General features: G+C 72.9%; 18 protein-coding genes. 9 read left to right on the top strand and 9 right to left on the bottom strand.

Translation table 11 applies throughout. The features are described from left to right. Positions 1 to 30 precede the first annotated feature (30 nt). From D2K64_RS11115 to moaB, 4 genes are read left to right on the top strand one after another with little or no spacing between them, the layout of a single operon-like run. On the top strand, positions 31 to 2,517 hold the full coding sequence (locus tag D2K64_RS11115) for an ATP-binding response regulator (protein WP_120008420.1): 2,487 nt from the start codon (positions 31 to 33) through the stop codon (positions 2,515 to 2,517). Continuing rightward, complete coding sequence (locus tag D2K64_RS11110; protein ID WP_120008419.1) at positions 2,514 to 2,903, top strand: response regulator; 390 nt, start codon at positions 2,514 to 2,516, stop codon at positions 2,901 to 2,903. Before D2K64_RS11115 ends, D2K64_RS11110 begins: the two co-directional genes overlap by 4 nt. Beyond that, positions 2,896 to 4,524: a diguanylate cyclase gene (locus D2K64_RS11105; RefSeq protein WP_120008418.1), complete on the top strand. Its 1,629-nt coding sequence runs from the start codon at positions 2,896 to 2,898 to the stop codon at positions 4,522 to 4,524. Before D2K64_RS11110 ends, D2K64_RS11105 begins: the two co-directional genes overlap by 8 nt. 31 nt (positions 4,525 to 4,555) lie before the next feature. Further along, positions 4,556 to 5,095: a molybdenum cofactor biosynthesis protein B gene (gene moaB, locus D2K64_RS11100; RefSeq protein ID WP_120008417.1), complete on the top strand. Its 540-nt coding sequence runs from the start codon at positions 4,556 to 4,558 to the stop codon at positions 5,093 to 5,095. Between the two features lie 10 nt (positions 5,096 to 5,105). Here the strand turns inward: moaB and D2K64_RS11095 are convergent, their stop codons facing one another. The 7 genes from D2K64_RS11095 to D2K64_RS11065 all read right to left on the bottom strand — a co-directional run bounded on the left by D2K64_RS11095 (position 5,106) and on the right by D2K64_RS11065 (position 15,052). Further along, positions 5,106 to 7,019, bottom strand: coding sequence for an AsmA family protein (locus D2K64_RS11095; RefSeq protein ID WP_120008416.1), 1,914 nt, complete (start codon positions 7,017 to 7,019; stop codon positions 5,106 to 5,108). 102 nt (positions 7,020 to 7,121) lie between these two features. Further along, on the bottom strand, positions 7,122 to 7,748 hold the full coding sequence (locus D2K64_RS11090; RefSeq protein WP_120008415.1) for an ankyrin repeat domain-containing protein: 627 nt from the start codon (positions 7,746 to 7,748) through the stop codon (positions 7,122 to 7,124). Between the two features lie 53 nt (positions 7,749 to 7,801). Beyond that, positions 7,802 to 8,146: a hypothetical protein gene (locus D2K64_RS11085; protein WP_120008414.1), complete on the bottom strand. Its 345-nt coding sequence runs from the start codon at positions 8,144 to 8,146 to the stop codon at positions 7,802 to 7,804. Between the two features lie 63 nt (positions 8,147 to 8,209). Continuing rightward, positions 8,210 to 10,306, bottom strand: coding sequence for a hypothetical protein (locus D2K64_RS11080; protein ID WP_120008413.1), 2,097 nt, complete (start codon positions 10,304 to 10,306; stop codon positions 8,210 to 8,212). A gap of 41 nt (positions 10,307 to 10,347) precedes the next feature. After that, positions 10,348 to 13,098, bottom strand: a complete 2,751-nt coding sequence (locus D2K64_RS11075; protein WP_202910632.1) for a DUF4159 domain-containing protein — start codon at positions 13,096 to 13,098, stop codon at positions 10,348 to 10,350. Between the two features lie 54 nt (positions 13,099 to 13,152). Next, a complete protein-coding gene (locus D2K64_RS11070) occupies positions 13,153 to 14,043 on the bottom strand; it encodes a DUF58 domain-containing protein (RefSeq protein ID WP_238384139.1) in 891 nt (296 codons plus the stop codon). Further along, positions 14,036 to 15,052, bottom strand: coding sequence for an AAA family ATPase (locus D2K64_RS11065; protein ID WP_120008412.1), 1,017 nt, complete (start codon positions 15,050 to 15,052; stop codon positions 14,036 to 14,038). The genes D2K64_RS11070 and D2K64_RS11065 overlap by 8 nt, the downstream gene beginning before the upstream one ends. Positions 15,053 to 15,150: 98 nt before the next feature. On the opposite strand from D2K64_RS11065, the gene D2K64_RS11060 reads away from it, so the two are divergent. The 3 genes from D2K64_RS11060 to D2K64_RS11050 all read left to right on the top strand — a co-directional run bounded on the left by D2K64_RS11060 (position 15,151) and on the right by D2K64_RS11050 (position 17,096). Next, entirely contained in the window at positions 15,151 to 15,795 is a 645-nt protein-coding gene (locus D2K64_RS11060; protein ID WP_238384138.1) for a DUF1285 domain-containing protein, read from the top strand. Further along, the gene (locus D2K64_RS11055; RefSeq protein WP_202910631.1) at positions 15,792 to 16,388 is read left to right on the top strand and encodes an NUDIX hydrolase; all 597 of its coding nucleotides are present in this window, start codon (positions 15,792 to 15,794) and stop codon (positions 16,386 to 16,388) included. Before D2K64_RS11060 ends, D2K64_RS11055 begins: the two co-directional genes overlap by 4 nt. An 87-nt stretch (positions 16,389 to 16,475) precedes the next feature. Continuing rightward, positions 16,476 to 17,096, top strand: coding sequence for a pyridoxamine 5'-phosphate oxidase family protein (locus tag D2K64_RS11050; RefSeq protein ID WP_120008411.1), 621 nt, complete (start codon positions 16,476 to 16,478; stop codon positions 17,094 to 17,096). 158 nt (positions 17,097 to 17,254) lie between these two features. Here D2K64_RS11050 and D2K64_RS25080 read toward each other — a convergent pair whose 3' ends face one another. Together D2K64_RS25080 and D2K64_RS11045 are read right to left on the bottom strand one after the other, a co-directional pair. Then, positions 17,255 to 17,404, bottom strand: a complete 150-nt coding sequence (locus tag D2K64_RS25080) for a hypothetical protein (protein WP_202910630.1) — start codon at positions 17,402 to 17,404, stop codon at positions 17,255 to 17,257. An 88-nt stretch (positions 17,405 to 17,492) separates the two neighbouring features. Beyond that, on the bottom strand, positions 17,493 to 19,691 hold the full coding sequence (locus tag D2K64_RS11045; RefSeq protein ID WP_120008410.1) for a TonB-dependent siderophore receptor: 2,199 nt from the start codon (positions 19,689 to 19,691) through the stop codon (positions 17,493 to 17,495). A 102-nt stretch (positions 19,692 to 19,793) separates the two neighbouring features. On the opposite strand from D2K64_RS11045, the gene addB reads away from it, so the two are divergent. Together addB and addA are read left to right on the top strand one after the other, a co-directional pair. Continuing rightward, on the top strand, positions 19,794 to 22,871 hold the full coding sequence (gene addB / locus D2K64_RS11040; RefSeq protein WP_238384137.1) for a double-strand break repair protein AddB: 3,078 nt from the start codon (positions 19,794 to 19,796) through the stop codon (positions 22,869 to 22,871). After that, the gene (gene addA, locus D2K64_RS11035; protein ID WP_238384136.1) at positions 22,868 to 26,332 is read left to right on the top strand and encodes a double-strand break repair helicase AddA; all 3,465 of its coding nucleotides are present in this window, start codon (positions 22,868 to 22,870) and stop codon (positions 26,330 to 26,332) included. The genes addB and addA overlap by 4 nt, the downstream gene beginning before the upstream one ends. Positions 26,333 to 26,356: the final 24 nt, after the last annotated feature.

Raw genomic sequence — 26,356 nt, 5'->3', positions numbered from 1 at the left:
CGTTCCACCTTGCGAAGGTCCAGACGCATCATGGCAACCCCGCTCGGCCGCTCCGGTTATATCACCTTGGGCGCGGCGACCTTGCTGGCGGGGTTGTTCCTGGGTGGCGGCCATCTCGCGTTGAGGGTGATGGATGACGCCAGGGTGCAGCGGCTGGCCGTCACCCGAAGTCAACACGTGGTGGAGATGCTGCTTGACCTCCGGGGCATGCTGTTCGAGGCCGTGGCGGCGCGCAACCAGGTGCTGTTCGGAGATCCCGGGCCGTTCCGCCTGGTGTTCCGCCGCACGCAGGAGCGGCTGGACACCGGGCTGGCCCGCCTGCAGGAGGAAGTGAAGAATGTGCCGGAGCAGGCCGCCACCGCCCAGGCGCTGCGCGAGCGCACCGGCGTGATGATGGCGCGGCTGGAGCAGACCTTGCGCTTCAGCGGCGCCGATCGAGGCGTGGACGTGCTGATGCTGATCCGCGAGATCGGGGCCGAACGGCAGGCGCTGCTGCAACTGGCCGACCGCATCACCGCATGGGAACGCGACCACCTGGCGCAGTTCACCCGGGCTCACTCGAGGCGTGCGGAACAGGCCCGCATGATCATGGCGGGGTTGTTCGGCGTCAGCCTGCTGCTGGGAATCGGCGCGCTGTGGCTGCTGCACCATTACCGCCAGGGCATCAACAACCGCTACGCCGTTCTGGAAGCGTCCCAGCGCGCCACCGTGGCGGCCAATGCCAGCCTGTCAGCGAGCCGCGGCCGGCTGCAATCCATTCTCGACCACGCGCGCGACCCGATCCTGCTGCTGGACGGTGCCGACCGCATCCAGCTGGCCAATGACGCCGCCGCCGAGCAGTTCGGCCAGAACCTGGCGGCGCTGCTGGGCCAGCCGGTGCAGGCGCTGATCCCCACCTTCGGCCGGCGCCAGGGCGAGGTGCAGGCGCGCCGCGCCGACGGCTCCAGCTTTCCCGTTGAGCTGTCGGTCGGCCGCTACGAGCAGGAGGGCGAGGTCGGCAGCGTCTGCGTGCTGCGCGACGTCACCGAGCGGCGGCGGCTGGACGAGATGAAGAACGAGTTCATCTCCACCGTCAGCCATGAGCTGCGCACGCCGCTGACCTCGATCCGCGCCTCGCTTGGCCTGGTCACCGGCGGCGTCGCCGGCGCCGTGCCGGCCCAGGCGCGCGAGTTGCTCGACATCGCGCACAAGAATTCCGAGCGGCTGGTGCTGCTGGTCAACGATATCCTCGACATCGAGAAGATGGAGGCCGGCCGCCTGGAATTCCGCCGCGAGCGCGTCCTGGCGCGGGATCTGCTGGAGCAGGCGGTGGCCACCAACCGGGCCTATGGCGAGCAGTTCGGCGTGCGCTTCGCCTTCACCCCGCCGGCCGAGGACGCCGCCGTGTACGCGGATGTGCAGCGCATCCAGCAGGTGCTGGCCAATTTGCTGTCCAATGCCGCGAAGTTCTCGCCGGCCGGCGGTACGGTGGAGGTCGTCCTCGTGGTGGATGCCGGCAACGCCACCTTCCGCATCCGCGACCACGGCGCCGGCATCCCGCCCGAGTTCCGCCGCCGCATCTTCCAGCGCTTCGCCCAGGCGGATTCCTCCGATGTGCGCCAGAAGGGCGGCACCGGCCTCGGCCTGTCGATCAGCCGCGCCATCGTCGAGCACCATGGCGGCCAGATCGGCTTCGAGGACGCGCCGGGCGGCGGCACCTGCTTCTTCTTCTCGCTGCCCCGGCTGGTGGAGCGTGCCGCCCTGCCCCCCGCCGAGCCGGGCCGCCGCCGCCGCGCCCTGATCATCGAGGACGATGCCGACGTGGCGCAGCTGCTGCACATGCTGCTGGACCAGCATGGCTGGAGCGGCCGCATCGCCCGCAACGCCACCGAGGCCTTCGCTGCGCTGGACGAGGAAGCCTTCGACGCCCTGACCCTGGACCTGATGCTGCCGGACGAGGACGGCATTTCCCTGTTCCGCCGGCTGCGGCAGCGGCCGGATGGCAGCGTCCTGCCGGTGGTGGTGATCTCCGCCACCGCCGATGACGGGCGGCGCACCCTCAATGGCGATGCCGTCGGCGTGGTGGACTGGCTGGACAAGCCGATTGACCAGGGCCGGCTGCGCGCCGCCCTGTTGCAGGCGCTGCGCACCAGCGAGGGGCCGGCCGAGATCCTGCATGTCGAGGATGACGACGATATCCGCCGCGTGCTGGCTGCCGTGATGGGCGACGAGGCCCGCATGGCCCCGGCGCGCAGCCTGGCCGAGGCGCGCGCCGCGCTGGCCGGCGATACCCGCTTCGCCCTGGTGGTGATCGATCTGGGCCTGCCCGACGGCAACGGCCTCGACCTGCTGCCCGACATTCGCGCGCTGCAGCCGCCGCCGCCGGTGCTGATCTTCTCGGCCAGCGACACCGATGCGCAGACCGCCAGCAGCGTGGCCGCCGCGCTGGTCAAGAGCCGGACGGAGAACAACACCCTGCACGACACCATCCGCCACCTGATCGAGGCGCAGCCGGCCACCACGGACGGTGTAGCGTGAGCGCCGTGCTGGAGCGCATTCTCTATGTCGAGGATGACGACGACATCCGCACCCTGGCCGGCTTCGCGCTGAAGGCGGTGGGCGGCTTCACGGTGGAACCCTGCGCCTCCGGGCGGGAAGCGCTGGACAAGGCACTCGGCTTCGCGCCGCAATTGTTTCTGCTGGACGTGATGATGCCCGGCATGGACGGCCCGACCACCCTGGCTCGGCTGCGGGCCCTGCCCGGGCTGGAGGCCGTGCCCGCGATCTTCATGACCGCCAAGGTTCAGCCGCAGGAGGTGCAGCGCTACAAGGCGCTGGGCAGCCTGGACGTGATCTCGAAGCCGTTCGATCCGATGACCCTGTCGAGCGGCGTGCGCGCGATCTGGGAGCGCCGCCATGATTGAATCCGCCGCCATGGAAGCCGAGACGCGCGATGCGCTGCGGCGCATGCGGGCCGACGGCGTGCGCCGCCTGGGCGAGCGCGTGGCCGACCTGACTACGGCCTGGAAGACCCTGACGCTGCGCCCCTGGGACGCCGTCACCCGCACCGGCATCGGCGAGCTGGCCTCGGTGGCGCACCGGCTGGCGGGCGCCGGCGGCACCTTCGGCTTTCCCGCGCTATCGGCGGCGGCGGCACCGCTGGAACTGGTGCTGGCCGGCCTGGCCGACAGCAGCGCGCCGGATGCCGAGCGGGTCAACCAGGCGCACAAGCTGATCGCCAGCCTGGTGGCGGCGCTGGAATGCGGCGCCAGCGTACTGGACGAGCCGCCGGAGCCGCCCTCCGCCACCCCGGGCGAGGCCGCCGACCCCGTGCTGGTCTGCACCGCCGATGCCGCGCAATCGGGCCTGGCTGCGCTGGTCAGCAACCTGGGCTACGCCGTGCTGCGGGGGGCGGCGGCGCCGCCGCCGGCGCAGCGCATGGCCGCCGCCGTGGTCGACGCGGCCCTGCCGCAGGCGCTGGACACCTGCCGGGTGTTGTCGGCGCGCTGCCCGGTGATCCTGCTGGCCGATGACAGCAGCTTCGAGGCCCGGCTGGCGGCTGCCCGCGCCGGGGTCAGCGCCATCGTGCCGAAGCCGCTGGAAACCAACGAGCTGGCCGACTGGCTGGACCAGTTCGCCAGCCATCGCCGCGATGCCACTTTGTGCATCCTGGTGGTGGATGATGATTCGGTGCTGGCCGAGACCTATGCCATGGCGCTGCGCCAGGCCGGCATGGACGCCAGCGCCATCAGCGACCCCTCGCGCGTGCTGGACGCCATTGCCGGTGCCAGTCCCGATCTGGTGCTGATGGATTTGCAGATGCCGGGCATCGACGGCATCGAGCTGGCCCGGGTGATCCGCCAGACGCGGCGGCACATGTCGCTGCCGCTGCTGTTCCTGTCGGCCGAGCAGGACGCGGCGCGGCAGATCCAGGCGCGGCGCCTGGGGGGCGATGATTTCATCGCCAAGCCGGTGGATCTCGGCCGGCTCGCCACCCTGGTGCGGCTGCGCGCCGAGCGGGCGCGGTCACTGCGCGCCGTGATGGAAAGCGACAGCCTGACCGGCCTGCTGAACCATGGCCGCTTCAAGGAAAGGCTGAGCCTGGAGCTGCATCGCTGCCGGCGGGAAGGCGGCGTGGTCAGTCTGGCGCTGCTGGACCTCGACCACTTCAAGCAAGTCAACGACCAGCACGGGCATCTGGTGGGCGACCGGGTGATCCGCTCCCTGGCGCGCAGCCTGCAGAAGCGGCTGCGCCGCACCGACGTGATCGGCCGCTATGGCGGCGAAGAATTCGGCGTGCTGCTGATGGGCACCGAGGCGGAGGCGGCGCGCGCCGCCATCGATCAGGTGCGCCGCCGCTTCACCGCCCTGCCCTTCGAGACGGACCGCTCGCGCTTCACCGTGTCGTTCAGCGCGGGCGTCGCCAGCAATGCCGGCCCGGACGGCCCGGCGGAGGCGGAAGCGCTGATTGAAGCGGCGGACGCGGCGCTCTATGCCGCCAAGCGGGCCGGGCGCGACTGCACCCGGCTGGCCGGGGAGGGCTGAGGGCGCTTCGCCGCAGCGGAAAGGACACGCCATGCCGATCGACGAATCCCTGCCCTTTCTTCCGGTCTCGATCGCGGTGCTCACCGTGTCCGACACGCGCGACCTCGCCAGCGACACATCGGGACAGATCCTGGCCGGGCGGATCGCCGCCGCCGGCCACCGGCTGCACGCCCGGCAGCTGGTGCGCGACGACGCCGATGCCATCGAGGCGGTGCTGCGCGGCTGGATCGCCGACCCGGCGGTGGACGTGGCCATCACCACCGGCGGCACCGGCATCACCGGCCGCGACGTGACGCCGGAAGCCTTCGACCGCGTGCTGGAAAAGCGCATCGAGGGCTTCGGCGAGCTGTTCCGCATGCTGAGCTATGCCAAGATCGGCACCTCGACCATCCAGTCGCGCGCCATCGGCGGCGTGGCCGGCGGCACCTACCTGTTCGCGCTGCCGGGCTCCTCCGGCGCGGTGAAGGATGGCTGGGATGACATCCTGCGCTTCCAGCTCGACGCCCGGCACAAACCCTGCAACCTAGTGGAGCTGATGCCGCGGCTGCAGGAACATCTGCGCGGCGGCTGAGCTTCGTCCCTCAGCGCGCCCGCTTCACCAGCCCCTCGCACCGGTGGTCCTCGCCGATGCCGAACTGGATGGTGGGCAGGATGGCCAGCGGCAGGGCGATGATGCCGAGCCCCACCGCGGCACCGGCGCGGGCGCCCAGTTCCACCATTTCGGGCCGCACCGCGGGATTGCTGAAGGTGCCGCGCAGCAGGATGTCGGTGGGCAGCGAGCCCACGGTGAAGTTCTTGGCCTCGGTGCGCAGGGCGTAATCCAGCTTCTCCGCCTTCAGATCCACCTCGCCGCTGCCGGAGATCAGCGAGTCGTCGGTGTCGATCAGCAGCGTCTTGGTTTGCACCACGCCGCGGCGCAGGCCCATATCGGCCACGAAACACTGCACGCGGGTACGGCTGGGCAGGCCCAGGGCGGACAGAACGGCGTTGCCGATCTGCAGCCCGGACAGGTCCACCAGCAGCGCCGACAGGTCGCCCCCCGCCATGCCGAGCGTCAGCGCACCATTGCCGTTGGCCAGCATCTCCGCCACGCTGCGGCCGCGCGTCTGGATGTTGGCGCGGCCGCCGATGGCGCCCTGCCCCTCGCCCATCGGCGTGACGCCCATCAGGCGGGACAGGTCGACGCGCTGAAATTCCACCCGGCCATTGAGCGACAGCGTCTCGCCATCCGGCGCCAGATCGAAATTGCCGTCGATGCGCCCCTTGCCGACGCCGAAGCGCATCGGCTTCAGGGCGACCGCGCCATCGACGATGTCCAGCTTCACATGCATGTCGTCCAGCGGCATGACCTGACCGCGGATCTGGCCGGCATCATAGGTGAGATGCACGTCGGCGAAGCGCAGCCGCGGCACGCTGATCTTGGTATCGGGCAGCACCCGGCCACGGTTCTGCGCCGGCTTCGCCTTGCCCTCCGGCGTGCCGCCGATGAAGCCGGCGAGGTCGGTCAGGTCGACGCGGCGCGAGCGCAGCGCGGCGGTCACCTCGGGCCGCGGGCTCTTGGGCGCCACGGCGATGCTGCCGGCGATGTCGGTGTTGCCGAGCTTGCCGTCAATGTCGGAGAAGCGGAATGCGCCCTCGCCGTAATCCAGCTTGCCAGCCAGGCGATAGGCCGGGGTCGCCGGGATCGGCACGCCGGTCAGCGGCGTCAGCAGCGCCGCGTCGGGGCCGGAGAAATCGAGGCGGATATTGGCGCCGCCGAAGCGCAGCGGATCGCGCACGGTGCCCTCCAGCGCCACCTTGGTCGGGCCGTTGGCCAGGTTCAGGCGGATCGGCCAGGGGCTGTTCTCGTCCCGCAGCGACAGCACCGCGCCGCCCACCAGCTCACCGGTGATCGGCTGGCCGGCATAGCGGCCATCAGCGGTCACGTGCAGGCTGGACGGCTGGCCTTCCGGCTCGCGCGTCTCGATCTTCAGCTCCATGTCGGAACGCAGCGGGTCGAGCTTGGCATGCACCCGCCCCTCCCGCACCCGTAATGCGCCGATCTCCGGGATCACCGGAGGGGCGCTTTCCTCCGGCGTCTGGTTGTCGATGTCGGTCTGGCCGTTGCCGAAGGTGTAGTTGTTGTCACCCTCGGCACGCGCCAGCAGGCTCACCGCCGGCCGGTCCACCGTGATGTCCGGGATCACGATGCGGCGGCTGCGGATGTATTCCCAGACATCGATGCGCAGGGCGAGGCGCGGAACCGTCGCGAAGGGCGGATCCGTCGGATAGCCCTCCGGGTTATCGATGCGCAGGTCGCCCACCACCACTTCCGATACCCGGCCCAGATCCACGTCGAGGTCGCCGATGCTCACCGGGCGGCCCAGCGCGGCGGAGGCCTGCCGCTCGATCAAGGGAATGAACCAGCTCCAGGACCAGACGGCGACCAGCACCACGACGGCCAGCACCGGAAGGCCGGTCCAGAAAATGACGCGACGCAGCCTGGGCGAGGCCATGGGTGCTCCCTTCCCGCTTCGGCCACCTGCCCGCGCCGGGACGCGTGCGGCCATCAGGAGGAAAGTCGGGCAGCGCCGGAATGGTTGCGGCGGCGGACCGGCTCAGCCGCCGCCGGCGCGCCCCGCATCGAATCCGAGGAAGCCCTTGTCCGGCCGCGGCGCGCCGCCATCGGCGGAGCGGCCGGCGGCGGGCGGCGGGGCCGCCGGGCGCGGCGGCGCGGCGGCGGCGCGGCTGCGCATCAATTGCGGCGACGGGGCCGCCAGGGGTGCGTTGCGGGCGGCCGCGGCGCTGCCGGGCGGCGCCGGCGGCGGCGCGCCCACCACCATCGGGCGGTTGGACAACAGGAAGAAGGTGATCTCGCTGCGGTTCTGGTCCACCGAGGAATCCAGCGGCGTCAGTCCCAGCGCGTTGCGGGCATTCAGGTCGGCGCCGCGCGCCATGGCATCCCGCGCCGCCGCCAGGTCGCCACGGTCAATGGCGTCGAACAGCGCCTCGTTGGGGGCCAGGTTCTGGCCCGGCTCGGCCGGGATCGGCGCCGGGGTGGAGCGGCCGGCCAGGCCCGGCAGCGCCGGGGCGTCGCGCCGCGGCGCGGCCGTGGCGGGCGTGTCCGGCATGATCGGGCCGCGCATCCCGCGGTTCCCTTCCAGCGGCGACTGCGCCAGCGACGGCATGGCCAAGCCCAGGAGGCCGGCGGCGAGAAGAAGCGGTGCAGTGCAGGAACGGCGCATGGCGACCTTCTTAGAGCACAACCCGGCCGAAAGGGAACCGGGCGATGGCGGCGTCAGCGGCAGCCATCGCCGCGCGCGGCGTAGCTTTCCACCCGCCCGGCGCGCAGCGTGAAGGTGATGTCGCAGCGGACCTGGGCATAGGTGGAGGGCGTCGCCCAATGCCGCCGGTACCAGCCGCCGTAGTAGAGCGGGTCGCCGGGCACCATCACCGTGCTGTACTGCTCGAACTGCAGGAAGCGCCGGCCCTCGATCTCGTAGGTGCGCACCGGCACCCCCATGCGGGCCACCACGTCGCCCTCGCTCTGGCCGACAAAGGTGGAAAGCTGCTGGTCCAGGGTCGGGCCGACGGCGCAGGCGGCGAGCAGCACCACAGGCAGGGCGAGAATCAGGCGGCGCATTGCGATATTCCTCCGAGGATCCTCACATAGGCGCCGGACGATGGCGTCCAAGGGGCAGGCATATCAGCGCCCTTCGCGCCGCCAGGCCACCAGCGCCAGCCCCAGCACCAGCGGCAGCGCCAGCCAGGGCGGCAGCAGCGGCAGGGCGGCAATGCCGGTCACCAGATGGTCCTCGTTGCGGCGCAGCCCGATCCAGTTCGCGCCCGCGGCGTCGCGGCCCAGCGCGACGCGCCGCAGCTCCGGCACCGCCGGCCGCCCGACGCCGTCGCCGAAGGGGCCGAGCCAGTGCGCGCTGCCGCCGGTGGCGCGGGTGATCGGGCCGGCGCGCTCCGCATCGGCGCGCAGGTCGGCCATTTCCGGCGGGTTGGCGGCGGCGGCAGCAGCGAAGGCGCTGCGGCGGCCATCGCTGGCCTGCCACACCCCCGGCTGGTCGGCCGGCACGGACAGGGTGGCGCGGCCGCCCAGCCCGGCCTCGGCGCGGGCGCGGCGGGTGGTGCCGTCCGGCGCGGTGATGGTGATCTCAGGCGGCGGCGCCGCCTCCACGGACCGGCGGGTGACCAGCAGCGTGCCGTCCTCGATGCGGGCGGTCAGGTCCTCCTCCTCCAGCTCTGGCTCCTTCATCAGCCAATGGGCGGCGCGGCGCAGCAGCTCGGCCTGCGGCCCGCCGCCGTCATGGCCGCGCGACCACAGCCAGATCTGGTCCGACAGCAACAGGGCGACGCGGCCTTCCCCGACCCGGTCCAGCTGCAGCAGCGGCGTGCCGTCGGGGCTGTTCATCACCGTGGTGCCACTCTGCGGCTCGGCGCGCAGGTGGCGGTACCAATGACCCCAGGAGGCCTGGGCGGCACCCTGGTTGGCGCCGGCGAGCCCCTCCGTCACGGGATGGCGCGCGCCGGCCTCGGTGACGTGCGGGCGGAACGCACCCTCCGCCACCGCCGCCTGGCCGGAGAGCGGCCGCGCCGGCAGGATCTGGCCCAGCGGCGTGGCGGCTAGGCTGCTGGCGCCGATGAACTCCGGCCCCGCCGACATCAGCAGAGCCCCGCCCGAGCGCACGTAGTCCGCGATGTTGCGCAGGTAGAGGGGCGGCAGGATGCCGCGGTTGGAGAAGCGGTCGAACACGATCAGGTCGAATTCGCGCAGCTTCACCTGGAACAGCTCGCGCACCGGGAAGGCGATCAGCGCCAGCTCGTTCAGCGGCGTCAGGTCATCCTTCTCCGGCGGGCGCAGGATGGTGAAGTGAACCAGGTCCACATTCGGGTCGGCCTTCAGCAGCCGGCGCCAAGTGCGCTCGCCCGAATGCGGCTCGCCCGAGACCAGCAGCACCCGCAGCCGGTCGCGCACGCCGTTCACGGTGACCACGGCGCGGTTGTTCAGGGTGGAAACCTCCCCGCCGCGCTCCTCGGCGGTCAGTTCCACCACCGAGGGGCCGCCACGCTCCACCGGCAGGGTGATGCGGTGCTCGCGGCCGACCGGCACGCTTTCCACCCGCGGCGGCACGCCGTCGCGGCGCAGCGTCAGCCGCACCGCGCCGCCGGGCTCGCGGGCACCCAGATCCTCCACCGCGACCCGCAGCTCCACGCTGCGGCCGACGATGCCATAGCCCGGCGCCTCGATCACGCGGATGCGGCGGTCGGTCTCGCCCGGCCGGCCCGGCAGCACCAGGTGCAGCGGCGCCTCGAAGGAGGGCTGCGCCGGCACGTCATGCGCCTGCCCGTCGGTCAGGGCGATCACGCCGGCGAGGCGCGCACGCGGAATGTCGGCCAGGGCGCGATCGATGGCGGAAAACAGCCGGGTGCCCTGCTGGCCGCCTTCCGGCAGGTCCACCACCCGCAATTCCAGGTCGGGGATGCGCGACGCCGCTTCCACGATCGATTGCCGCGCCGCGTCCATCTGCGCCGCCCGCCCGCCGATGCGCGCCGAATCGCTGCGGTCCTGCACCAGCAGGGCGATGTCGGGGCGGGTTTCCCGGGTTTCCTCCACCAGCCGCGGATTGCCCAGGGCCAGCAGCAGCACGGCGAAGGACAGGGCACGCCACCAGACGCCCCGCGCCCGGCGCCACAGGGCGACGCCCAGCGCCAGCAGTGCCACAAGCGCTAGCGCGGCCAGCAGCCAGAGCGGCAGGATGGGGGCGAAATCGAGGCCGGCGATCGCCTGGCGCATGGCTGAGCTCCTTTACCGCCGGCCGGGCACGGCGGGGATGGTCAATTCCCCAGCCTTTCCAGGATGGCCGGCACATGCACCTGATCGCCCTTGTAGTTGCCGGTCAGCGCGTACATCACGAGGTTGACGCCGAAGCGGTAGGCCAGCGTCCGTTGCCGCGCCCCGCCCGGCACGGCGGCAAAGGGGTTGGAGCCGCGCGCATCCACCGCCCAGGCCCCCGCCCAGTCATGCCCGCCGATGATCACGGGGGTGACGCTGTCATTCGCCCGGTCCTCGTTGCGCGACACCCAGACCTGCCCGCCGGCGAAGCGGCCGGGCAGCTCGGGCGGCAGCAGGTAGAAGGAGCGGGTCAGCACATGCTCGGGCGAGACGGGGGTGAGCGGCGGGATGTCGAGGCCGCGCGTCAGGCGCTGCAGCGCGTCGCGCGCGCCGGGCGAATAGCCCTCGCCCGAGCCTTCGTCCCGCGTGTCGAACAGGATGATGCCGCCCTGGCGCATATAGGTGTTCAGCGCCTGCAGCGCGGCCTGCCCCGGCTCGGCGCCCTGCGCGGTCACCGCCCAGTAAAGCAGCGGCAGGAAGGACAGGTCGTCCTCGCCGGGCCGCACCGCCACCGGCTCGGCCAGGGCGGCGGCGGTGCGGCGGTTGACGTAGTCCGACAGGCCGGTGAGCCCCATGCGCACCGCATCATCCACCGATGGGTCACCACTGGCGACGTAGCCGATGCGGGTGGCCAGCGGCATGGCGGCGGGATCGGCGGGCTGCGCCCAGGCCTGCCCCTGCCCCTGCCCCTGGACCGGGACCGCCAGCCACAGCAGCGGCAGCAGCACGGCGAGCCGCGCGCCGCGCCCGAGCAGCCCGCGCTGCACCAGCGACAGCACCAGGTCCACCGCCAGCAGCAGCAGCGCCGCACCGAGCAGCCAGGGGCCGAGGTCGCGCTCCTGCGGCACGCCGCCGATCGCCAGCAGCGCCGCGCCGGCCGGTGGCGCGGCGGCGGCGCGCACTGAAGGCAATCCGGCGGACAGGTTCAGCGCCCGCCGCTCGCCGCCCTCGCCCGGCACACCGTACCAGCCGGGCGGGTGGCGCGGTCCGGGCCGGGTCCCTGCCAGCTGGTTGGCGGCAATGGCGGCGGTGCCGCCGGGGGCCGGGCCGAGCCGCCCGAAGCCGTCCATGGTCTCGATCGGTGCCAGCGGCGCCTCCCCTTCCGCCCCGGCCACGCCGGAGGACAGCGCCACCACGCGACGCAACATGTCGATGAACAGGCCGGACAGCGGAAGGTTCGACCATTCCGCATTCGCCGTGACGTGAAACAGCACGATGCGCCCGGCGCCGCGCGATTCCGCGGTGACCAGCGGCGTGCCGTCGGCCAGCCGCGCCCAGGTGCGATCAGACAGCAGCGGCCCCGGCTCCGCCAGCACCTGGGAGGCGACGGTGACCTCCTCCGGCGGCAGGAGCCCGGCAAAGGGCGAAGTTTCGGCAAAGGGCGCCAGGGTCTGCGGCTGTTCCCAGGACAGCGCGCCGCCCAGCTGCCGCTCCCCGGCGCGCAGGCGCACGGGCAGCAGCGGGTCGGGGTTCTCCGCCAGGCGTGGGCCGGCGAAGCGGATCAGCGTGCCGCCGCCTTCCACCCAGCGCGCCAGGGCGGTGCGCTCGGCGCCTTCCGCCACCGGCCGGTCGGCCAGCACCAGCACCGCCAGCTGGCGGGACAGGAGCTGCTCGATGCTGCCCTGGCGCAGCTCGGCAAAGGGTGACAGCGCCCGGTCCAGGTAGAAGAGCGGACCGATCAGCGGCGTCACCGCCCCCTGCTCGGAGGGGCCGATCAGGCCCACGGGGCGGCGGCGGAAGCGCTCGTCCAGCAGCACCGCGGCGCCGGCGGTGTCCTCGCCCTCGATCTCCAGCCGGATGATCTGATTGCGAATTTCCAGCGGCAGGTCGAGCGAGGCCTCGCCTTCCACCGCCCCGGCCGCCACCGGCACCATGGCGCGGGCAAGCGCCCGGCCATCGCCGGTGCGGGCCAGCACCGCCACCTCCCCCGCCGCGGCGGAAGGGGTCTGGCGCAAGGCGAGGTGCAGCCGGTCCGGCTCGGCGCGCGGCGGCAGCAGCAGGCGGGACGGGCGCCCTTCGGCCCGCGCCATCGTGAGCGGCCCGGCATCAGCCAGCGCCCGGGCCAGCGGCGTGAAGCCGTCGCCCTCGGCCTGGTGCTCCACGCCATCGGCCAGGTACAGCGCCGAGAAGCCGCCGGCATGATCCTGCCGCCAGGCGGCCAGGGCGGCCAGGGCGGCGGCGCGGTCGGGCACCCAGGGCTTGGGGCGCAGCGCGGCCAGGCGCGGGCGCAATTCCTCGGCCGGCATCAGGGCGGTGGCGCGCAGCGGCTCGGCATTCTCGGGCGGGGCGGTGGTCAGCAGGGCGGCGCGGCGGCCTTCGCGCGCCGCCTGGTCGAGGGCGGCCTGGGCGGCGGCGATGCGGGCCGGCCAATCGGCGCCGGCCGGCCAGCCATCATCCACCACCACCAGCAGCGGCCCTTCCCCGGCGGCCCCGGCGCCCGGCGCCCAGACCGGCCGGGCCAGCCCAAGCACGATCAGCGCCGCGGCGGCGAGGCGCAGCAGCAGCAGCCACCAGGGCGTGCGGGCGGGGGTTTCCTCGGGGGCCGGCAGGTCGCGCAGCAGGCGCAGCGCCGGAAAGAACTGGCGCCGGGGGGCAGGCGGCGTCACCCGCAGCAGCCACCAGATCAGCGGCAGCGCCGGCAGCGCCAGCAGCAGCCAGGGAACCACGAAGCCGACCGGACCCAGGTTCATCATGTCGGGACCATCATGCCATCGGGTTCCTCACGCATTCACCATGCCGACATGGGCTCAGTGCCCCTGGGGTGCCAGGGCGGTCCACAACCCGAGCAGCGCCGCCTCGGGCGGCGCGTCGGTGCGGTGGGTGGCGAAGCGCCAGCCGGCGGCAGCGGCGATGGCCTGCAGCCCGGCACGGTGCGCCGCCAGCCGTTCGGCGTAAAGCTCGCGCACCCCCTCGACGCGCGGCAGCAACAGCGGCTGCTCGGCCAGCAATCCCTCGAAGCGGATGCGGCCGGCATAGGGCAGGGTTTCCTCGGCCGGGTCGAGCACCTGCAGCAGATGGCCGCGCACGCCGCGCGCCGCCAGCGCCGCCACCGCCGCGCGGGTCTCCTCCAGCGGCTGCAGGAAATCGCCGAACAGCACGGCGCGGGCATGGCGCGGCAGGCCGTCATCGGCCGGGCCGGGCCGGTGGCGGCCCAGCGCCTCGGCCAGGGAGGCCATGGCGCCGCGCCCGGCATAGGCGCGCCGCTCGCCCAGCAGCCGCACCCGCTCGCCGCCGCGCAGCAGCAGGGAGGCGAGCGCCAGCAGCAGCATCTCCGCCCGCTCGCCCTTCTGCGGGCGGTCGGCGCCGCCGCGCCACGCCATGGTGGGCCCGGCATCGCGCCACAGCGCGACGCTCTGCGCCGCCTCCCACTCGGTTTCGCGCAGAAACAGCCGGTCCGACTTGGCGCTCTGCCGCCAATCGATGCGGTTCACCGAATCGCCGGGGGCATAGGGGCGGAACTGCCAGAAGGCGTCGCCCTGCCCGGCCCGCCGGCGGCCATGCACGCCCTGCATCACGGTGGCCGCGACCCGCTCGGCGGCCACCACCAGCGGCGGCAGGCGGCCGGCCAGCGCCTCGGCGCGCAGCGCGGAGGTGCCAGCAGAGGAGGCCGGGGAGGAGGCGCCGCGGGGCTCAGCCAAGGCTGTTCTTCAGGGCGCCGATCACCTCCTGCAGCTTCACCCCGTCGGCGCGGGCGGAGAAGTTCAGCGCCATGCGGTGGCGCAGCACCGGCTCGGCCAGGGCGATCACATCCTCGATCGAGGGGGCCAGCCGGCCATCCAGCACGGCACGGGCGCGGGCGGCCAGCATCAGCGCCTGGGCGGCGCGCGGCCCGGGGCCCCAGGCCAGGTGCTGGCGGATCATCGGCAGCTCGGCGGTTTCGGGGCGGGCGCCGCGCACCAGCTTCAGGATGGCGTCCAGCACCTGGGCGGATACCGGGATGCGGCGGATCAGCCCCTGCGCCGCCACCAGCTCGGCCGCGCTCATGGCATTCAGCGCCCGCGCCTCGGCCGCGCCGGTGGTGGCCAGCAGCATGGCGCGCTCCGCCGCCTCGTCGGGGTAAGTGACCTCCACCTCCAGCAGAAAGCGGTCGAGCTGCGCCTCGGGCAGCGGATAGGTGCCCTCCTGCTCGATTGGGTTCTGCGTCGCCAGCACATGGAAGGGCGCGGGCAGCGGATGCGCCTGACCGGCGATCGCCACCTTGCGCTCCTGCATGGCCTGCAGCAGCGCCGACTGGGTGCGGGGCGAGGCGCGGTTGATCTCGTCCGCCATCAGCAGCTGGCAGAACACCGGGCCCTTGATGAAGCGGAAGGCGCGGCGGCCGCCCTCGCCTTCCTCCAGCACCTCGGAGCCCAGGATGTCGGCCGGCATCAGGTCGGGGGTGAACTGGACGCGGCTCTCGTCCAGCCCCAGCACCGTGCCCAGCGTTTCCACCAGCTTGGTCTTGCCCAGGCCCGGCACGCCCACCAGCAGCACGTGTCCGCCGGACAGGATGGTGATGAGAACCTGCTCCACCACCTCGGGCTGGCCGAAGATGACGCGGCCCACCGCCTCCCGCACCCGCGCCAGGCGGGTGCCCAGCGCCTCGACCTCGCCCAGCAGCACATTGGGAAGGATATTGGGATCGTTGTGGTCCGCCACTTCAACCATGCCCCATGGCCTCCTTATATACACGCCGATACATTTGGTGGGCCGGTCCGCAATGGCCAGCCCGCTGCGGCCTCGCGTTAGCCTGCAAGGGGAAGCCTATGCCCGTCGGGCGTGTGGACGAAGCACTGAAACAATCCGGCACCAGCCAGGATCACGGCCAGCAGCCTGGCCAGTCCTGCTGCCCCAGCCAGAAGAAGCCGCCACGACCCGCGGCGCCGAACGGCCGCCCGAAGCGCGATTGCGGCGATTTCCAGATGCGTATCGCCCGCGACGGCTCCTGGCACTACAAGGGCAGCCCGATCGGGCGGAAGGAGCTGGTGTGCCTGTTCTCCTCCGTGCTGCGGCGCGAGCCGGACGGCTCCTATTGGCTGGAAACCCCGGTGGAGCGCGGCCGCATTGAGGTGGAGGACGCGCCCTTCGTCGCCGTGGAGGTGTTCTGGCGCCGCTGCGAGGGCCGGCAATGCCTCACCTTCCGCACCAATCTCGATGAAATGGTGACCGCCGACGCCGACCACCCGATCCGCGTCACCATCGACCCGCGCACCCGGCAGCCGCGCCCCTACGTGATGGTGCGGCCAGGACTCGAGGCCCGCATCAACCGCGCCGTGTTCTACGAGCTGGTGGCCCTGGCGGAGCCGGAATCCCTGGCCGGCCGCGAAACCCTCGGCGTCTGGAGCGAGGGGGTGTTCTTTCCGATCGACGAGGTGCCCAGCGACAGCGCGGTGAGCGCCGCGGCGGAGTGAGCGGCGCTTCCGTTTCCGCCGCCGTCACCCTGGACGCGGCGGAAGTGGCGCGGCGGCTCTCCGATCCGTCCCGCTGCTTCCCGCAGGCGGGCCCGGCGGAGGGCAAGGCCAGCGCCGTGCTGGTGCCGGTGGTGCTGCATCCCGAGCCCACCCTGCTGCTGACGCTGCGCGCCGCGGCGCTGTCCAGCCATGCCGGGCAGGTGTCGTTTCCCGGCGGCCGCATCGAGCCCGGCGAAACCCCCGAGCAGGCGGCGCTGCGCGAGGCGGCGGAGGAGGTCGGGCTGGATCCGCGCCTGCCGCGCGTCACCGGGCGCCTGCCGGGGCTGGTCACCGGAACCGGCTACCACATCACGCCGGTCCTGGCGCTGCTGGAGCCGCCGTTGAACCTGACGCCCTCGCCGGATGAGGTGGAGCTGGCCTTCGAATACGAGCTGGCCTCGCTGCTCGACCCCGCGCTGCCGGAAACCCGCACCGCCATCTGGAAGGGGGAGCGCCGCTCCTTCGCCGTGTGGCCGCATGCGCGGCACTACATCTGGGGCGCCACCGCCGCCATCATGCATTCGCTGGCGGAGCTGCTGCGGCGGGAACGCTGACACGCAACGGTCACGTCCGCGCCGGTTCCGGGGTGCGCTGAACTTGTCTATACCTCTTGCTCTCACCCCGGCAGGAGGGAACAGGTCATGGCCGTCATCCGCAGCATCGCGGCGCTGGAGGCGATCTATGGACGCCTCGACGAGATCGGCGAGGCGTCCACCGCCAAGGTGACCGACCGCGTCATCCCCGCCTATCGCCGCATGATCGAGGCGGCGCCCTTCATGGCGCTGGCGACGGTGGGCCCCGAGGGGCTGGATTGCTCGCCGCGCGGCGACCGCGGCCAGGTGGCGGTGGTGCGGGACGACCGCACCCTGCTGCTGCCCGACCGGCGCGGCAACAACCGCATCGACAGCCTGCGCAACGTGGTGCGCGACCCGCGCGTGGCGCTGATGTTCCTGATCCCGGGCAGCGGCAATGCGCTGCGCGTCAATGGGGAAGCGGTGGTCGAGGACGATCCCGCCCTGCTGGACAGCCTGGCGGTGGATGGCAAGCCGCCGCGCACCGTGCTGCTGGTGACGGTGCGGGACATCTATTTCCAATGCGCCCGCGCCATCCTGCGCGCCGGGCTGTGGGATGCGGCGCGGCACGCCGATCCGGCCTCGCTGCCGACGCCGGGGCAGATCCTGGCCGAGCTCAGCGCCGGCCGCGTCGGCGGGGACGAGTATGACCGCGCCTGGCCGGAGCGCGCCCGGCACAGCATGTGGTGAGGCGCCCGGCCGGCTCAGCGCGGGCCGGGTGAGCGCTCGGCGGCGGGCAGGGAACCAGAATCGGCAGGGAATGCCCGGTGCTCATGCGGTGCGGCCCCGGTCGGAACGAGGCGTGGCAGGCCGCGGCGTTGTTGACCCTCTGCCTCGTTCCCGCGCCCTCAGAAGAAGGCGCGGCGCACCACCAGGCCGATCGCGCCCCAGATCGGCAGGCTGAAGCCGATGCCGAACAACAAGCCCTTGGCGAAGGATGGCCGGGGCTCCCGCTCAGACAGGGAATGCGGGAGGGAGGAAAGGGTGGTGTCGCTCATCGGGGGGGCGCCTCTGGCATGCAGAAGCGCCACCCTAGGGGAGAGTCGTTAATGCCGGGTTTAGGGACGGCGAATGCCGCCCCGCTTCTCACCAGCGATAGGCGAGGCTGCCCAGCACGTTCAGCCGGTTGCCGTAGAAGCAGCCGGTATCGCCCGAGCAGCGCGACACGTAGCGGGTGTCGGCCAGGTTGGCGGCGGTGAGGTTGAAGCTCAGCCCCTTCGCCCGCTCGCTGATGGCGCCGAAATCATAGCGCAGCGCCGCGTCGAACAGCGTGGTGGAAGGCACCACATTGCCGCCCGCGACGGAGGTGGTGTTGCCGAGGTAGCGCGTGCCGAGGCCCAGCGTCAGGCCGGACAGCGGGCCGGAAAAGCCGGCGAAGCTGTATTCGCCATACAGCCCGGCATTGGTCTTGGACACGCCGGCCGGCCGCTCGCCCACCTCGGCGGCGGTGTTGCTGCGGGTGATCTCCGGATCGAGCAGCGTCACGCTGCCCACCAGGCTGACGCCGTTGCCGAGTTCCGCCACGCCTTCCAGCTCCACGCCGCGCACGCGGATCTCGCCCACCGCCACCTGGTCGAAGGGGTTGACCGGGTCCGGCGTCAGGGTGTTCTGCTGCGTCAGGTGGAAGGCCGCCAGCTGCACGAAGGAGCGCACGCCATTCGGCTGGAACTTCAGGCCCACCTCGTATTGCTCGCCCTCCAGCGGCTCCCAGCCCCGGGCGACGCCGCTGCCATCCGTGCCGATCTGCGGCTGGAAGGACCGGGCATAGCTGGCATAGGGCGCGAGGCCCACATCGGTCAGGTACAGGATGCCGGCGCGCCAGGTGAAGGCCTGGTCGTTCTGCTGGCTGCGCACGCCGCCCGCGTCGCGATCATCGATGTCGGAATAGGCCCAGTCCTGCCGGATGCCGGCGGTGACCACGAGGCGGTCGAAGCGGATCTGGTCCTGCAGGTACACGCCGTACTGCGTGTTGACCTGGCGCACATTGTCGTAGGGCACGGTCAGCGCCGGAAGCGGGCTGCCATACACCGGCGCGAACAGGTCGAGGCCCGGCGCGAAGGCGAAGGATTGCGCATTGCGGTAGTTCACCTGGCTGTAGTCGAAGCCGCCCAGCAGGGTGTGGCGGATGCCGGCGGTGGTGAACTCGGCCTTCACCTGGTTGTCCACCTGGAAGGTGCCGACATTGATGTTCGCGCGGTAGGCGAAGCGCTCCAGCGTGCGCTGGTCCGCCCGCAGCCCGCCGCCATACACCTGGTCCCAGCGGATCTCGGTTTCGGCGTAGCGCAGGTTCTGCTGCACCGACCAGACATTGTTGAAGCGGTACGACAGCTCATAGCCGATGCCCCACTGGGTGCGATCGAAGCGGTCGAAATCCTCCTCCCCGGTGAAGCGGTCGCGGGAGATGCGGCCGAACGGCGTGCGCGTCACCGTGCCCTCATAAGGCAGGAACTGGTTTCCCGAGGTGCGGTCGCGCTGGTAATAGCCGAGCACGGTGAGCGAGGTGTTGTCGGTCGGGCGCCACGTCACCGTGGGCGCCACGAAGATCCGGTCATCCTCGACATTGTCGACCGCGGTGTCGGAGTCGCGCAGCAGGCCGGTGAAGCCGTAGAGCAGCGAGCCGTCCTCGGTCAGCTTGCCGCTGGCGAAGCCCTGGCCCTGGAGGCGGTTGTTGCTGCCGGCGGTGAGGCGAACCTCGCCCTGCTCGAAATCCGTCGGCCGACGCTGCACCATGTTGACCAGCCCGCCCGGCGCGATCTGGCCGTACAGCACGGAGGTCGGGCCGCGCAGCACCTCGTAGCGCTCCAGCCCGTAGGTCTCGAACATCGAGCCGGCATAGCCGGTGTTGTAGCGCAGGCCGTTCAGGAAAATGCCGTTGTCCTGCGCGTTGAAGCCGCGCAGCTGGAACCAGTCGGTGCGGCTGTCGGTGCCGTAGTTCTCGCCGCGCACGCCAGCGGTGTAGCGCAGCGCCTCGCCCAGCGTCTGCGCCTGGCGCGCATCGATCTGGTCGCGCGGGATCACCGAGATGGATTGCGGGTTCTCGATCAGCGGCGTGTCGGTCTTGGTGCCGGTGATCTCCTGGCTGGCGACGTAGCCGCGGATCGGGTCCAGCGCCCGCTCGCCCTGCGCCTCGACGTCGATCTCCGGCAGCACCAGCGTGCCTTCCGGCATGCTGGCCACGCCCTGGGCCCGCGCCGCGGAGGGCGCCCAGGCCAGGGCGGGCGCGCACAGGGCGGTGGCGCACAGCAGCAAGGTGGCGCGCCGCGAGGCACGGGGGGCATGACGCATGGTTCGGGGATCCTGGGCAGTCAGCGGGCGGTTCGCCGTCCGTAATGCAATTCATTCTTAAAGACAACAAGCCCGATTCCGGAACGAAGCGGAAACGCTGGCATGGGCTGGGCCGCCCCGCTATCCTGCGCGGCCATGCGGCTCTACGAGATTCCGGCGCACCAGCCCTTCCTGCCCTGCCTGGCGCGCGGCGTGCTCGGCATGGTCGACACCGACGACCCGCTGGCTCTGTCCCGCACCACCATTCTGCTGCCGACGCGCCGCGCCGCCCTGGCGCTGCGCGAGGCCTTCCTGGAACAGGCCAACGGCCAGACCCTGCTGCTGCCGCGCATGCGGGCCCTGTCCGGCCTGAGCACCGAGGAAGCGGACGAGCTCTCCCTCCCCACCCTGCTCGACCTGCCGCCGGCGGTGGATGCGGCGCGACGGCAGGCGGCGCTGACCGCCATGGTGCTGCGCCTGCCGGCCCGCTTCGGCGGCCCCAACACGCCGGAACAGGCCTGGGGCCTCGCCGCCGCCCTGGCCGAGCTGATGGATGAGACCGCGCTGGAAGGCTGCGATGACGGCAAGCTGTCGGACCTGGTGCCGGAGGAATTCGCCACCCACTGGCAGGTGACGCTGGCCTTTCTGCGCGGCGTGCTGGATGCGTGGGAAGCCTGGCTCGGGGAACAGGGGCTGATGGATATCGGCCCGCGCCGCGTCGCCGCACTGCGCGCCCAGGCTGCGCTGTGGCGCGAGAACCCGCCGGCGCACCCGGTGATCGCCGCCGGCATCGGCGCCGGCGGCACCATTCCCGCCGCCGCCGAGCTGTTGCGCGTGGTCGCCACCATGCCGAACGGCGCGGTGGTGATGCATGGCGCGGGGGAGGTCACCTCCTCGCAGCTCTGGGAAGCCATCAAGGAAAGCCCGACCCACCCGCTGGCCGGGCAGGTGCGGCTGCTCTCCGCCATGGACGCGACGCCGGACGACCTGATCCTGTGGCCCGGCCTTGGGGAAGACGACCTCGCTCTGCACCGCCGGGCCGAGCTGCTGTGCTGCTCGCTGCGCCCGGCGCATGGCATCGAGGCCTGGCTGAAGCGCCGCCCCGAATTCTGGCAGCCCGCGCTGCAGGGCCTGTCGCTGATCGAGGCGCCGGACGTGCAGGGCGAGGCGGTGGCCATCGCCCTGTTGCTGCGCGAGGCGCTGGAAACCCCGGGCGCCCGCGCCGCGCTGATCACCCCGGACCGCGAGCTGGGCCGCCGCGTCGCCGCGGAGCTGACCCGCCACGGCGTGCTGGCCGACGATTCCGCCGGCCAGCCCCTGGGCGAAACCCCCACCGGCGCCTTTCTGCGCCTGATCGCGGAGGCGGTGTCGCAGGGCTTCGCGCCGGTGCCGCTGCTGGCCCTGCTGAAGCACCCGCTCTGCGCCGGCGGCATGGCGCGGCCGGAATGGATGGAGGCGGTGCGCCTGCTGGAACGCCGCGCCCTGCGCGGGCCGCGCCCCGCCCCCGGCCTGCCCGGCCTGCGCGCCCGCGCGGCCGAGGCCTTTCGCCGCGAGCAGGATGCCGGCCTGCTGGCCCGCGTCACCCGGCTGCTCGACGCGCTGGACACCGCACTGGATGGGTTCGCCGAGCTGCCGGACAGCCCGGCCCGGCCGCCCGCCGACCTGCTGGCCTGCCACCTGGCCGCCGCCGAGCGCCTGGCGTCCACCGACAGCCGTCCCGGCGGCATGCGCCTGTATGCCGGGGAGGAAGGCGAGCCGCTGGCCGTGCATCTCGCCAACCTGCCGCCGGCGCTGCGCGAATTGCCGCCCATGGGCGGCGCCGGCTGGCCCGCCCTGTTCGACGCGCTGCTGGCCGGCCCGGCCGCGCCCAGCGTGCGCATGAGCCGCGGCAAGGAAGGCGGGCGGCACCCGCGCATCGCCATCCTCGGCCTGCTGGAAGCGCGGCTGCAGGATTTCGACCTCGCCGTGCTGGGCAGCCTGGAGGAAGGCGTCTGGCCGCAGGCCACCGATCCCGGCCCCTGGATGAGCCGGCCGATGCGCCAGGATTTCGGCCTGCCGGAGCCCGAGGCGCGCATCGGACGCGTGGCCGCCGATTTCATGCTGGCCGCGTCCTCGGCGCCGCGCGTGGTGCTGTCCCGCGCGCGCAAGCGGGCCGGCGCGCCCACCGTTCCCTCGCGCTGGCTGACGCGGCTCGAAACCTTTCTGGCCGGGCAATGGGACCCGCGCCGCAACGCGCCCGGCAGCGGCCTGTCGCTGCCGCGCAGCCCGGCCGTGCTGTGGGCCGCGCGGCTCGACATGCCGGACGCGGTGCGCCCCTGCCCGCGCCCGGCCCCCGCCCCGCCGCCCGAGGCCCGCCCGCGCGAGATCAGCGTCACCGAGGTGGCCGAGCTGATGGCCGACCCCTACGGCTTCTATGCCCGCCGCGTGCTGAAGCTGAGCCCGTTCGACCCGCTGGATGCCGAGGTCGGCGCCGCCGATTACGGCCAGCTGGTGCATGACGCCATGGCGCGCTGGACCCGGCGGCTGGACGAAACGCCCGGCGGCTGGCCCGGCACCGCCCTGGCCCGCCAATGGTTCGACGAGGCGGCCGAGGAAGCCTTGGCCGAGGCCGCCGCCCGCCCCGGGCTGCTGGCCTTCTGGCGCCCCCGCCTGCGCCGCATCGGCGGCTTCGTGGTGGCGGAGGAGGAGGCCGCGCAATCCGGCGAGCGCATCCGCCGCCGCCATGCCGAGATGCCCGGCCGCCTGCCCATCGCCGGCGGCGCGGTGGACCTCAAGGTGCGCGCCGACCGCATCGACGAGCTGGCCGACGGCACGCTGGCCATCATCGACTATAAGACCGGCACGCCGCCGGGACACAAGGATGTGGAGGAAGGCCGCGCGCCGCAGATGCCGCTGGAAGCCGCCATCGCCGCCGCCGGCGGATTTCTCCGCCCCGGCCGCGCCGTGCCCGCGCGCCCCGTCTCCGCCCTGACCTATTGGCGGCTCACCGGCGGCGCCACGCCGGGCGAGGTGAAGCCGGTGAAGGGCGATCCCGGCGCGCTGGCCGCCGATGCGCTGGACAACACCGAGGCGCTGGTGCGCGGCTTCCTGCTGGAACGCCGGCGCTTCGTGGCCCGGCCGCATCCGCGCCGCACCCCGCAGCGCTCCGACCATGACCACCTGGCGCGCGTCGCCGAATGGGGCACGGCGGGCGAGGAATGAGCACCGCCCTGTCCCCCGCCCTCTCGCCCCGGGCCGCCGCGCAGGATGCGCAGCGCCGCGCCTCCGACCCGGTCTTCTCCGCCTGGGTGGGCGCGTCCGCCGGCTCGGGCAAGACCAAGGTGCTGACCGACCGGGTGCTGCGCCTGCTGCTGCGCCCCGGCGCGCGGCCCAATCGCCTGCTCTGCCTGACCTTCACCAAGGCGGCCGCCGCCGAGATGGCGACACGCCTGGCCCGCCGCCTCGGCGAATGGGCGGTGGCCGAGGAGATGGATCTCGACCGCAGCCTGCTGTCGCTGACCGGCAGCCCGCCGGATGCGGAACTGCGCAGCCGCGCGCGCGGCCTGTTCGCCGCCGTGCTGGACCTGCCGGGCGGCATGCGCATCAACACCATCCACGCCTTCTGCCAGTCGCTGCTGCGCGGCTTTCCGCTGGAAGCCGGGCTGCCGCCGCAATTCCGCCTGGTGGAGGAAAGCGACGCCAACGCCATGCTGGCCGAGGCGCGCGAGGCGGCGCTGTCCTCCGGCCGGCTGCCGCTCGACGCCATCGAGGCCATGGCCGGCCTCGGCTCGGCGGAGGATTTCGCCGACACGCTGCGTACCCTGGTGGCCGAGCGCGAGAAGCTGGCCGAGGCGATCCGCGCCTCAGGTGGCCTCGCCGGCTGCGACGCCGCGCTGCGCCGCCGCCTCGGCCTGCCGCGCGACGGGCAGGAGGAGGAAGCGCTGCATTCCGCCTGCGCGCGCATCGACACCGCCATGGTGCGCGCCGCCGGCATGCTGGCCGGCAGCAGCAACGAGAATGACCAGCGGCGCGGCGCGCAGATCCGCGCCTGGGTCGCGCTGGCGGTGGAATCCCGCGTGGCGCGCTGGGAAGAATGGTCAGCGATCTTCCTGACCACCGAGGGCAGCTGCCGGAAATCGCTCGCCACCAAGGGCGGCCTCGGCAAGAACCATTCCGAATGCCAGTCCCTGCTGGCCGAGGAAGCCGAGCGCGTCCGCGAGGTGGAGGAAACCCGCAAGGCCTGGCGGCTGCACCGCGCGACGCTGGCGCTGCTGGCCCTCGCCCAGCCGGTGCTGGACGGCTATGCGGCGCGCAAGAGCCGCATCGGCGCGGTGGATTTCGACGACCTGATCCAGGCTGCGCGCCGGCTGCTGCAGGATCCGGGCAGCGCCTGGGTGCTGTACAAGCTGGATGGCGGGCTCGACCACCTGCTGCTCGACGAGGCGCAGGACAGCAATTCCGCGCAATGGGACATCGCCGCGCGCTTGGCCGAGGAATTCTTCGCCGGCCAGGGCACGCGCGAGGACGGCACGCAGCGCACCATCTTCGCCGTGGGTGACGAGAAGCAGTCGATCTACAGCTTCCAGGGCGCCGACGCCGCCGGCTTCGCGCGCTGGGAACAACACTTCGCCCAGGCCGTGGCCGAGGCGGAGGCGCAGTTCACCTCGGTGCCGCTGAACGTCTCCTTCCGCTCCACCGCGCCGGTGCTGGCACTGGTGGATGCGGTGTTCTCCGACGGCGCGGCGCGGCGCGGCGTGATCGGCGGGAACGGCATCCTGGCGCACCGCGCCGACCGCGAGGGCGAGGCCGGGCTGGTGGAGATCTGGCCGCCGTTGGCGCCGCCCGACAAGGCGGAGCTGGAACCCTGGCAGGTGCCGGACGAGCCGGTGGCCGAGGCCAACGCCATGGCGCTGCTGGCGGAATCGCTGGCCGCCCGCATCGCCCGCATGATCCGCGAGGAACGCCTGCCGGCGCGCGGCGACCGGCCGATCCGCCCAGGCGACATCCTGGTGCTGCTGCGCCGGCGCACGGCGTTCTCGGCGCTGCTGGTGCGCGCCCTGAAGGCGCGCGGCGTGCCGGTGGGCGGGCTCGACCGGCTGCGGCTGATCGAGCAGATCGCGGTGCAGGACCTGCTGGCGCTGTGCGACGTGCTGCTGCTGCCGGAGGACGACCTGCAGCTCGCCGCCGTGCTCAAGAGCCCGCTCTGCAACGTCGACGAGGCGGAACTGTTCACGCTGTCCACCACGCGCGGCGCCAAGCCGCTGTGGTGGCGGCTGATGGCCCAGCGCGGCAGCGACACCCCGGCCGGCCGCGCCGCCGAATGGCTGGCCGACCTGTCCGACCGCGCCGACCTCGCCACGCCGCACACCATCCTGGCCGAGGTGCTGGGCGAGCATGGCGGGCGCGGGCGCATGCTGGAACGGCTCGGCCCCGATGCCGCCGACCCGCTGGACGAGGTGCTGAACGCCGCCCTGATGTTCGAGGCGCGCTACCCGCCCTCCCTGCAGGGCTTCGTCCACTGGCTGCGGCGCGGCGGCGCCGAAGTGAAGCGCGAGGCGGAATCCGGCGTCGACGCGGTCCGGCTGATGACCGCGCACGGCGCCAAGGGATTGCAGGCGCCCGTCGTGATCCTGCCCGATGTCGGCAGCGGCCGCGGCGAGAAGCCGCTGCGCTGGGACGAGACGGCGTCGCCCGCCATGCCGCTCTGGGCGCCGCGCTCGCGCCGCGATTTCTTCGCCCCGGCGTGGAGCACGCTGATGGAGAGCGACGGCGCGGCGCGCGACGCGGAGGAGAACCGCCTGCTCTACGTGGCGCTGACCCGCGCCGAGGACCGGCTGCTGGTCTGCGCCTGGGGCGATCCGAAGCCGGGCTCCTGGTACGACCTGGTGGCACAGGGCTTCACCCGCCTCCATGGCGCCCGCGAAGCGCCGTTCGAGCCGGCCGCCTTCAACGCCCCGCCGCAGGCCAGCTTCAGCGGTCCCCTGCGCTGGCTGGACAGCCCGCAGACCGCGGCACCGCGCTCCGACGCGCCGCATGTGGCGGGGGATGCCCAGGCCGCGCTGCCGGAATGGGTCGGCCGCCCGGCGCCGCCGGAAAGCGAGGCGCTGACCCTCTCCCCCTCCGCCCTGCCCGGCGAGGAGCAGACGCCCACCGCCGCGCCGCATGGCCGCACCGACCCGACCGGCGACCGGTTCCGCCGCGGCCGGCTGATCCACGCCCTGCTGCAGCACCTGCCCGACACGCCGGATGCCGAGCGCGATGCGGTGGCGATGCGCTTCCTGCGTCGCCCCGGCCACGGCCTGTCGCCGGAGGAACAGGACGCCACGGCGCGGGAGGTGCTGACGCTGATGCGCCACCCGCGCCTGCGCGACGCCTTTGGCCCGGATTCCCTGGCCGAGGCGCCGGTCGCCGGGCGCCTGGCCGGGCATCCCCTGGCCGGCCAGGTGGATCGCATGCTGATCCAGCCAGATCGCGTGGTGGTGCTGGACTACAAGACCAACCGCCCGCCGCCGGAGGAGGTTTCCGCCGTTGATCCGCTCTATCTGCGGCAGATGGCGGCCTATCGCGGCCTGTTGCGGCAGGTGTTTCCCGACCGGCGGGTGGAATGCTGGCTGCTCTGGACCTGGGCCGGGCGGGTCATGGAACTGCCCGACGCGGTGCTGGACCGGCACGCGCCGCGCTGAGGCGGCGCCGGCCGGATCGGCGGA

Source organism: Teichococcus vastitatis (genome assembly GCF_003604215.1).
In the GTDB taxonomy this organism is placed as follows: Bacteria; Pseudomonadota; Alphaproteobacteria; order Acetobacterales; family Acetobacteraceae; genus Pseudoroseomonas; species Pseudoroseomonas vastitatis.
This window is presented reverse-complemented; position numbering and strand designations above follow the sequence as displayed.

Bases quoted from the DNA above. Each gene is read 5' to 3' on its own strand.
- D2K64_RS11105 (WP_120008418.1), top strand. From the start codon at position 2,896: ATGATTGAATCCGCCGCCATGGAAGCCGAGACGCGCGATGCGCTGCGG.
- D2K64_RS11045 (WP_120008410.1), bottom strand. From the start codon at position 19,691: ATGCGTCATGCCCCCCGTGCCTCGCGGCGCGCCACCTTGCTGCTGTGC.
- D2K64_RS11115 (WP_120008420.1), top strand. From the start codon at position 31: ATGGCAACCCCGCTCGGCCGCTCCGGTTATATCACCTTGGGCGCGGCG.
- D2K64_RS25080 (WP_202910630.1), bottom strand. From the start codon at position 17,404: ATGAGCGACACCACCCTTTCCTCCCTCCCGCATTCCCTGTCTGAGCGG.
- addB (WP_238384137.1), top strand. From the start codon at position 19,794: ATGGGCTGGGCCGCCCCGCTATCCTGCGCGGCCATGCGGCTCTACGAG.
- addA (WP_238384136.1), top strand. From the start codon at position 22,868: ATGAGCACCGCCCTGTCCCCCGCCCTCTCGCCCCGGGCCGCCGCGCAG.
- D2K64_RS11085 (WP_120008414.1), bottom strand. From the start codon at position 8,146: ATGCGCCGCCTGATTCTCGCCCTGCCTGTGGTGCTGCTCGCCGCCTGC.
- D2K64_RS11050 (WP_120008411.1), top strand. From the start codon at position 16,476: ATGGCCGTCATCCGCAGCATCGCGGCGCTGGAGGCGATCTATGGACGC.
- D2K64_RS11095 (WP_120008416.1), bottom strand. From the start codon at position 7,019: ATGGCCTCGCCCAGGCTGCGTCGCGTCATTTTCTGGACCGGCCTTCCG.
- D2K64_RS11065 (WP_120008412.1), bottom strand. From the start codon at position 15,052: ATGGTTGAAGTGGCGGACCACAACGATCCCAATATCCTTCCCAATGTG.
- moaB (WP_120008417.1), top strand. From the start codon at position 4,556: ATGCCGATCGACGAATCCCTGCCCTTTCTTCCGGTCTCGATCGCGGTG.
- D2K64_RS11090 (WP_120008415.1), bottom strand. From the start codon at position 7,748: ATGCGCCGTTCCTGCACTGCACCGCTTCTTCTCGCCGCCGGCCTCCTG.
- D2K64_RS11060 (WP_238384138.1), top strand. From the start codon at position 15,151: ATGCCCGTCGGGCGTGTGGACGAAGCACTGAAACAATCCGGCACCAGC.
- D2K64_RS11075 (WP_202910632.1), bottom strand. From the start codon at position 13,098: ATGATGAACCTGGGTCCGGTCGGCTTCGTGGTTCCCTGGCTGCTGCTG.
- D2K64_RS11080 (WP_120008413.1), bottom strand. From the start codon at position 10,306: ATGCGCCAGGCGATCGCCGGCCTCGATTTCGCCCCCATCCTGCCGCTC.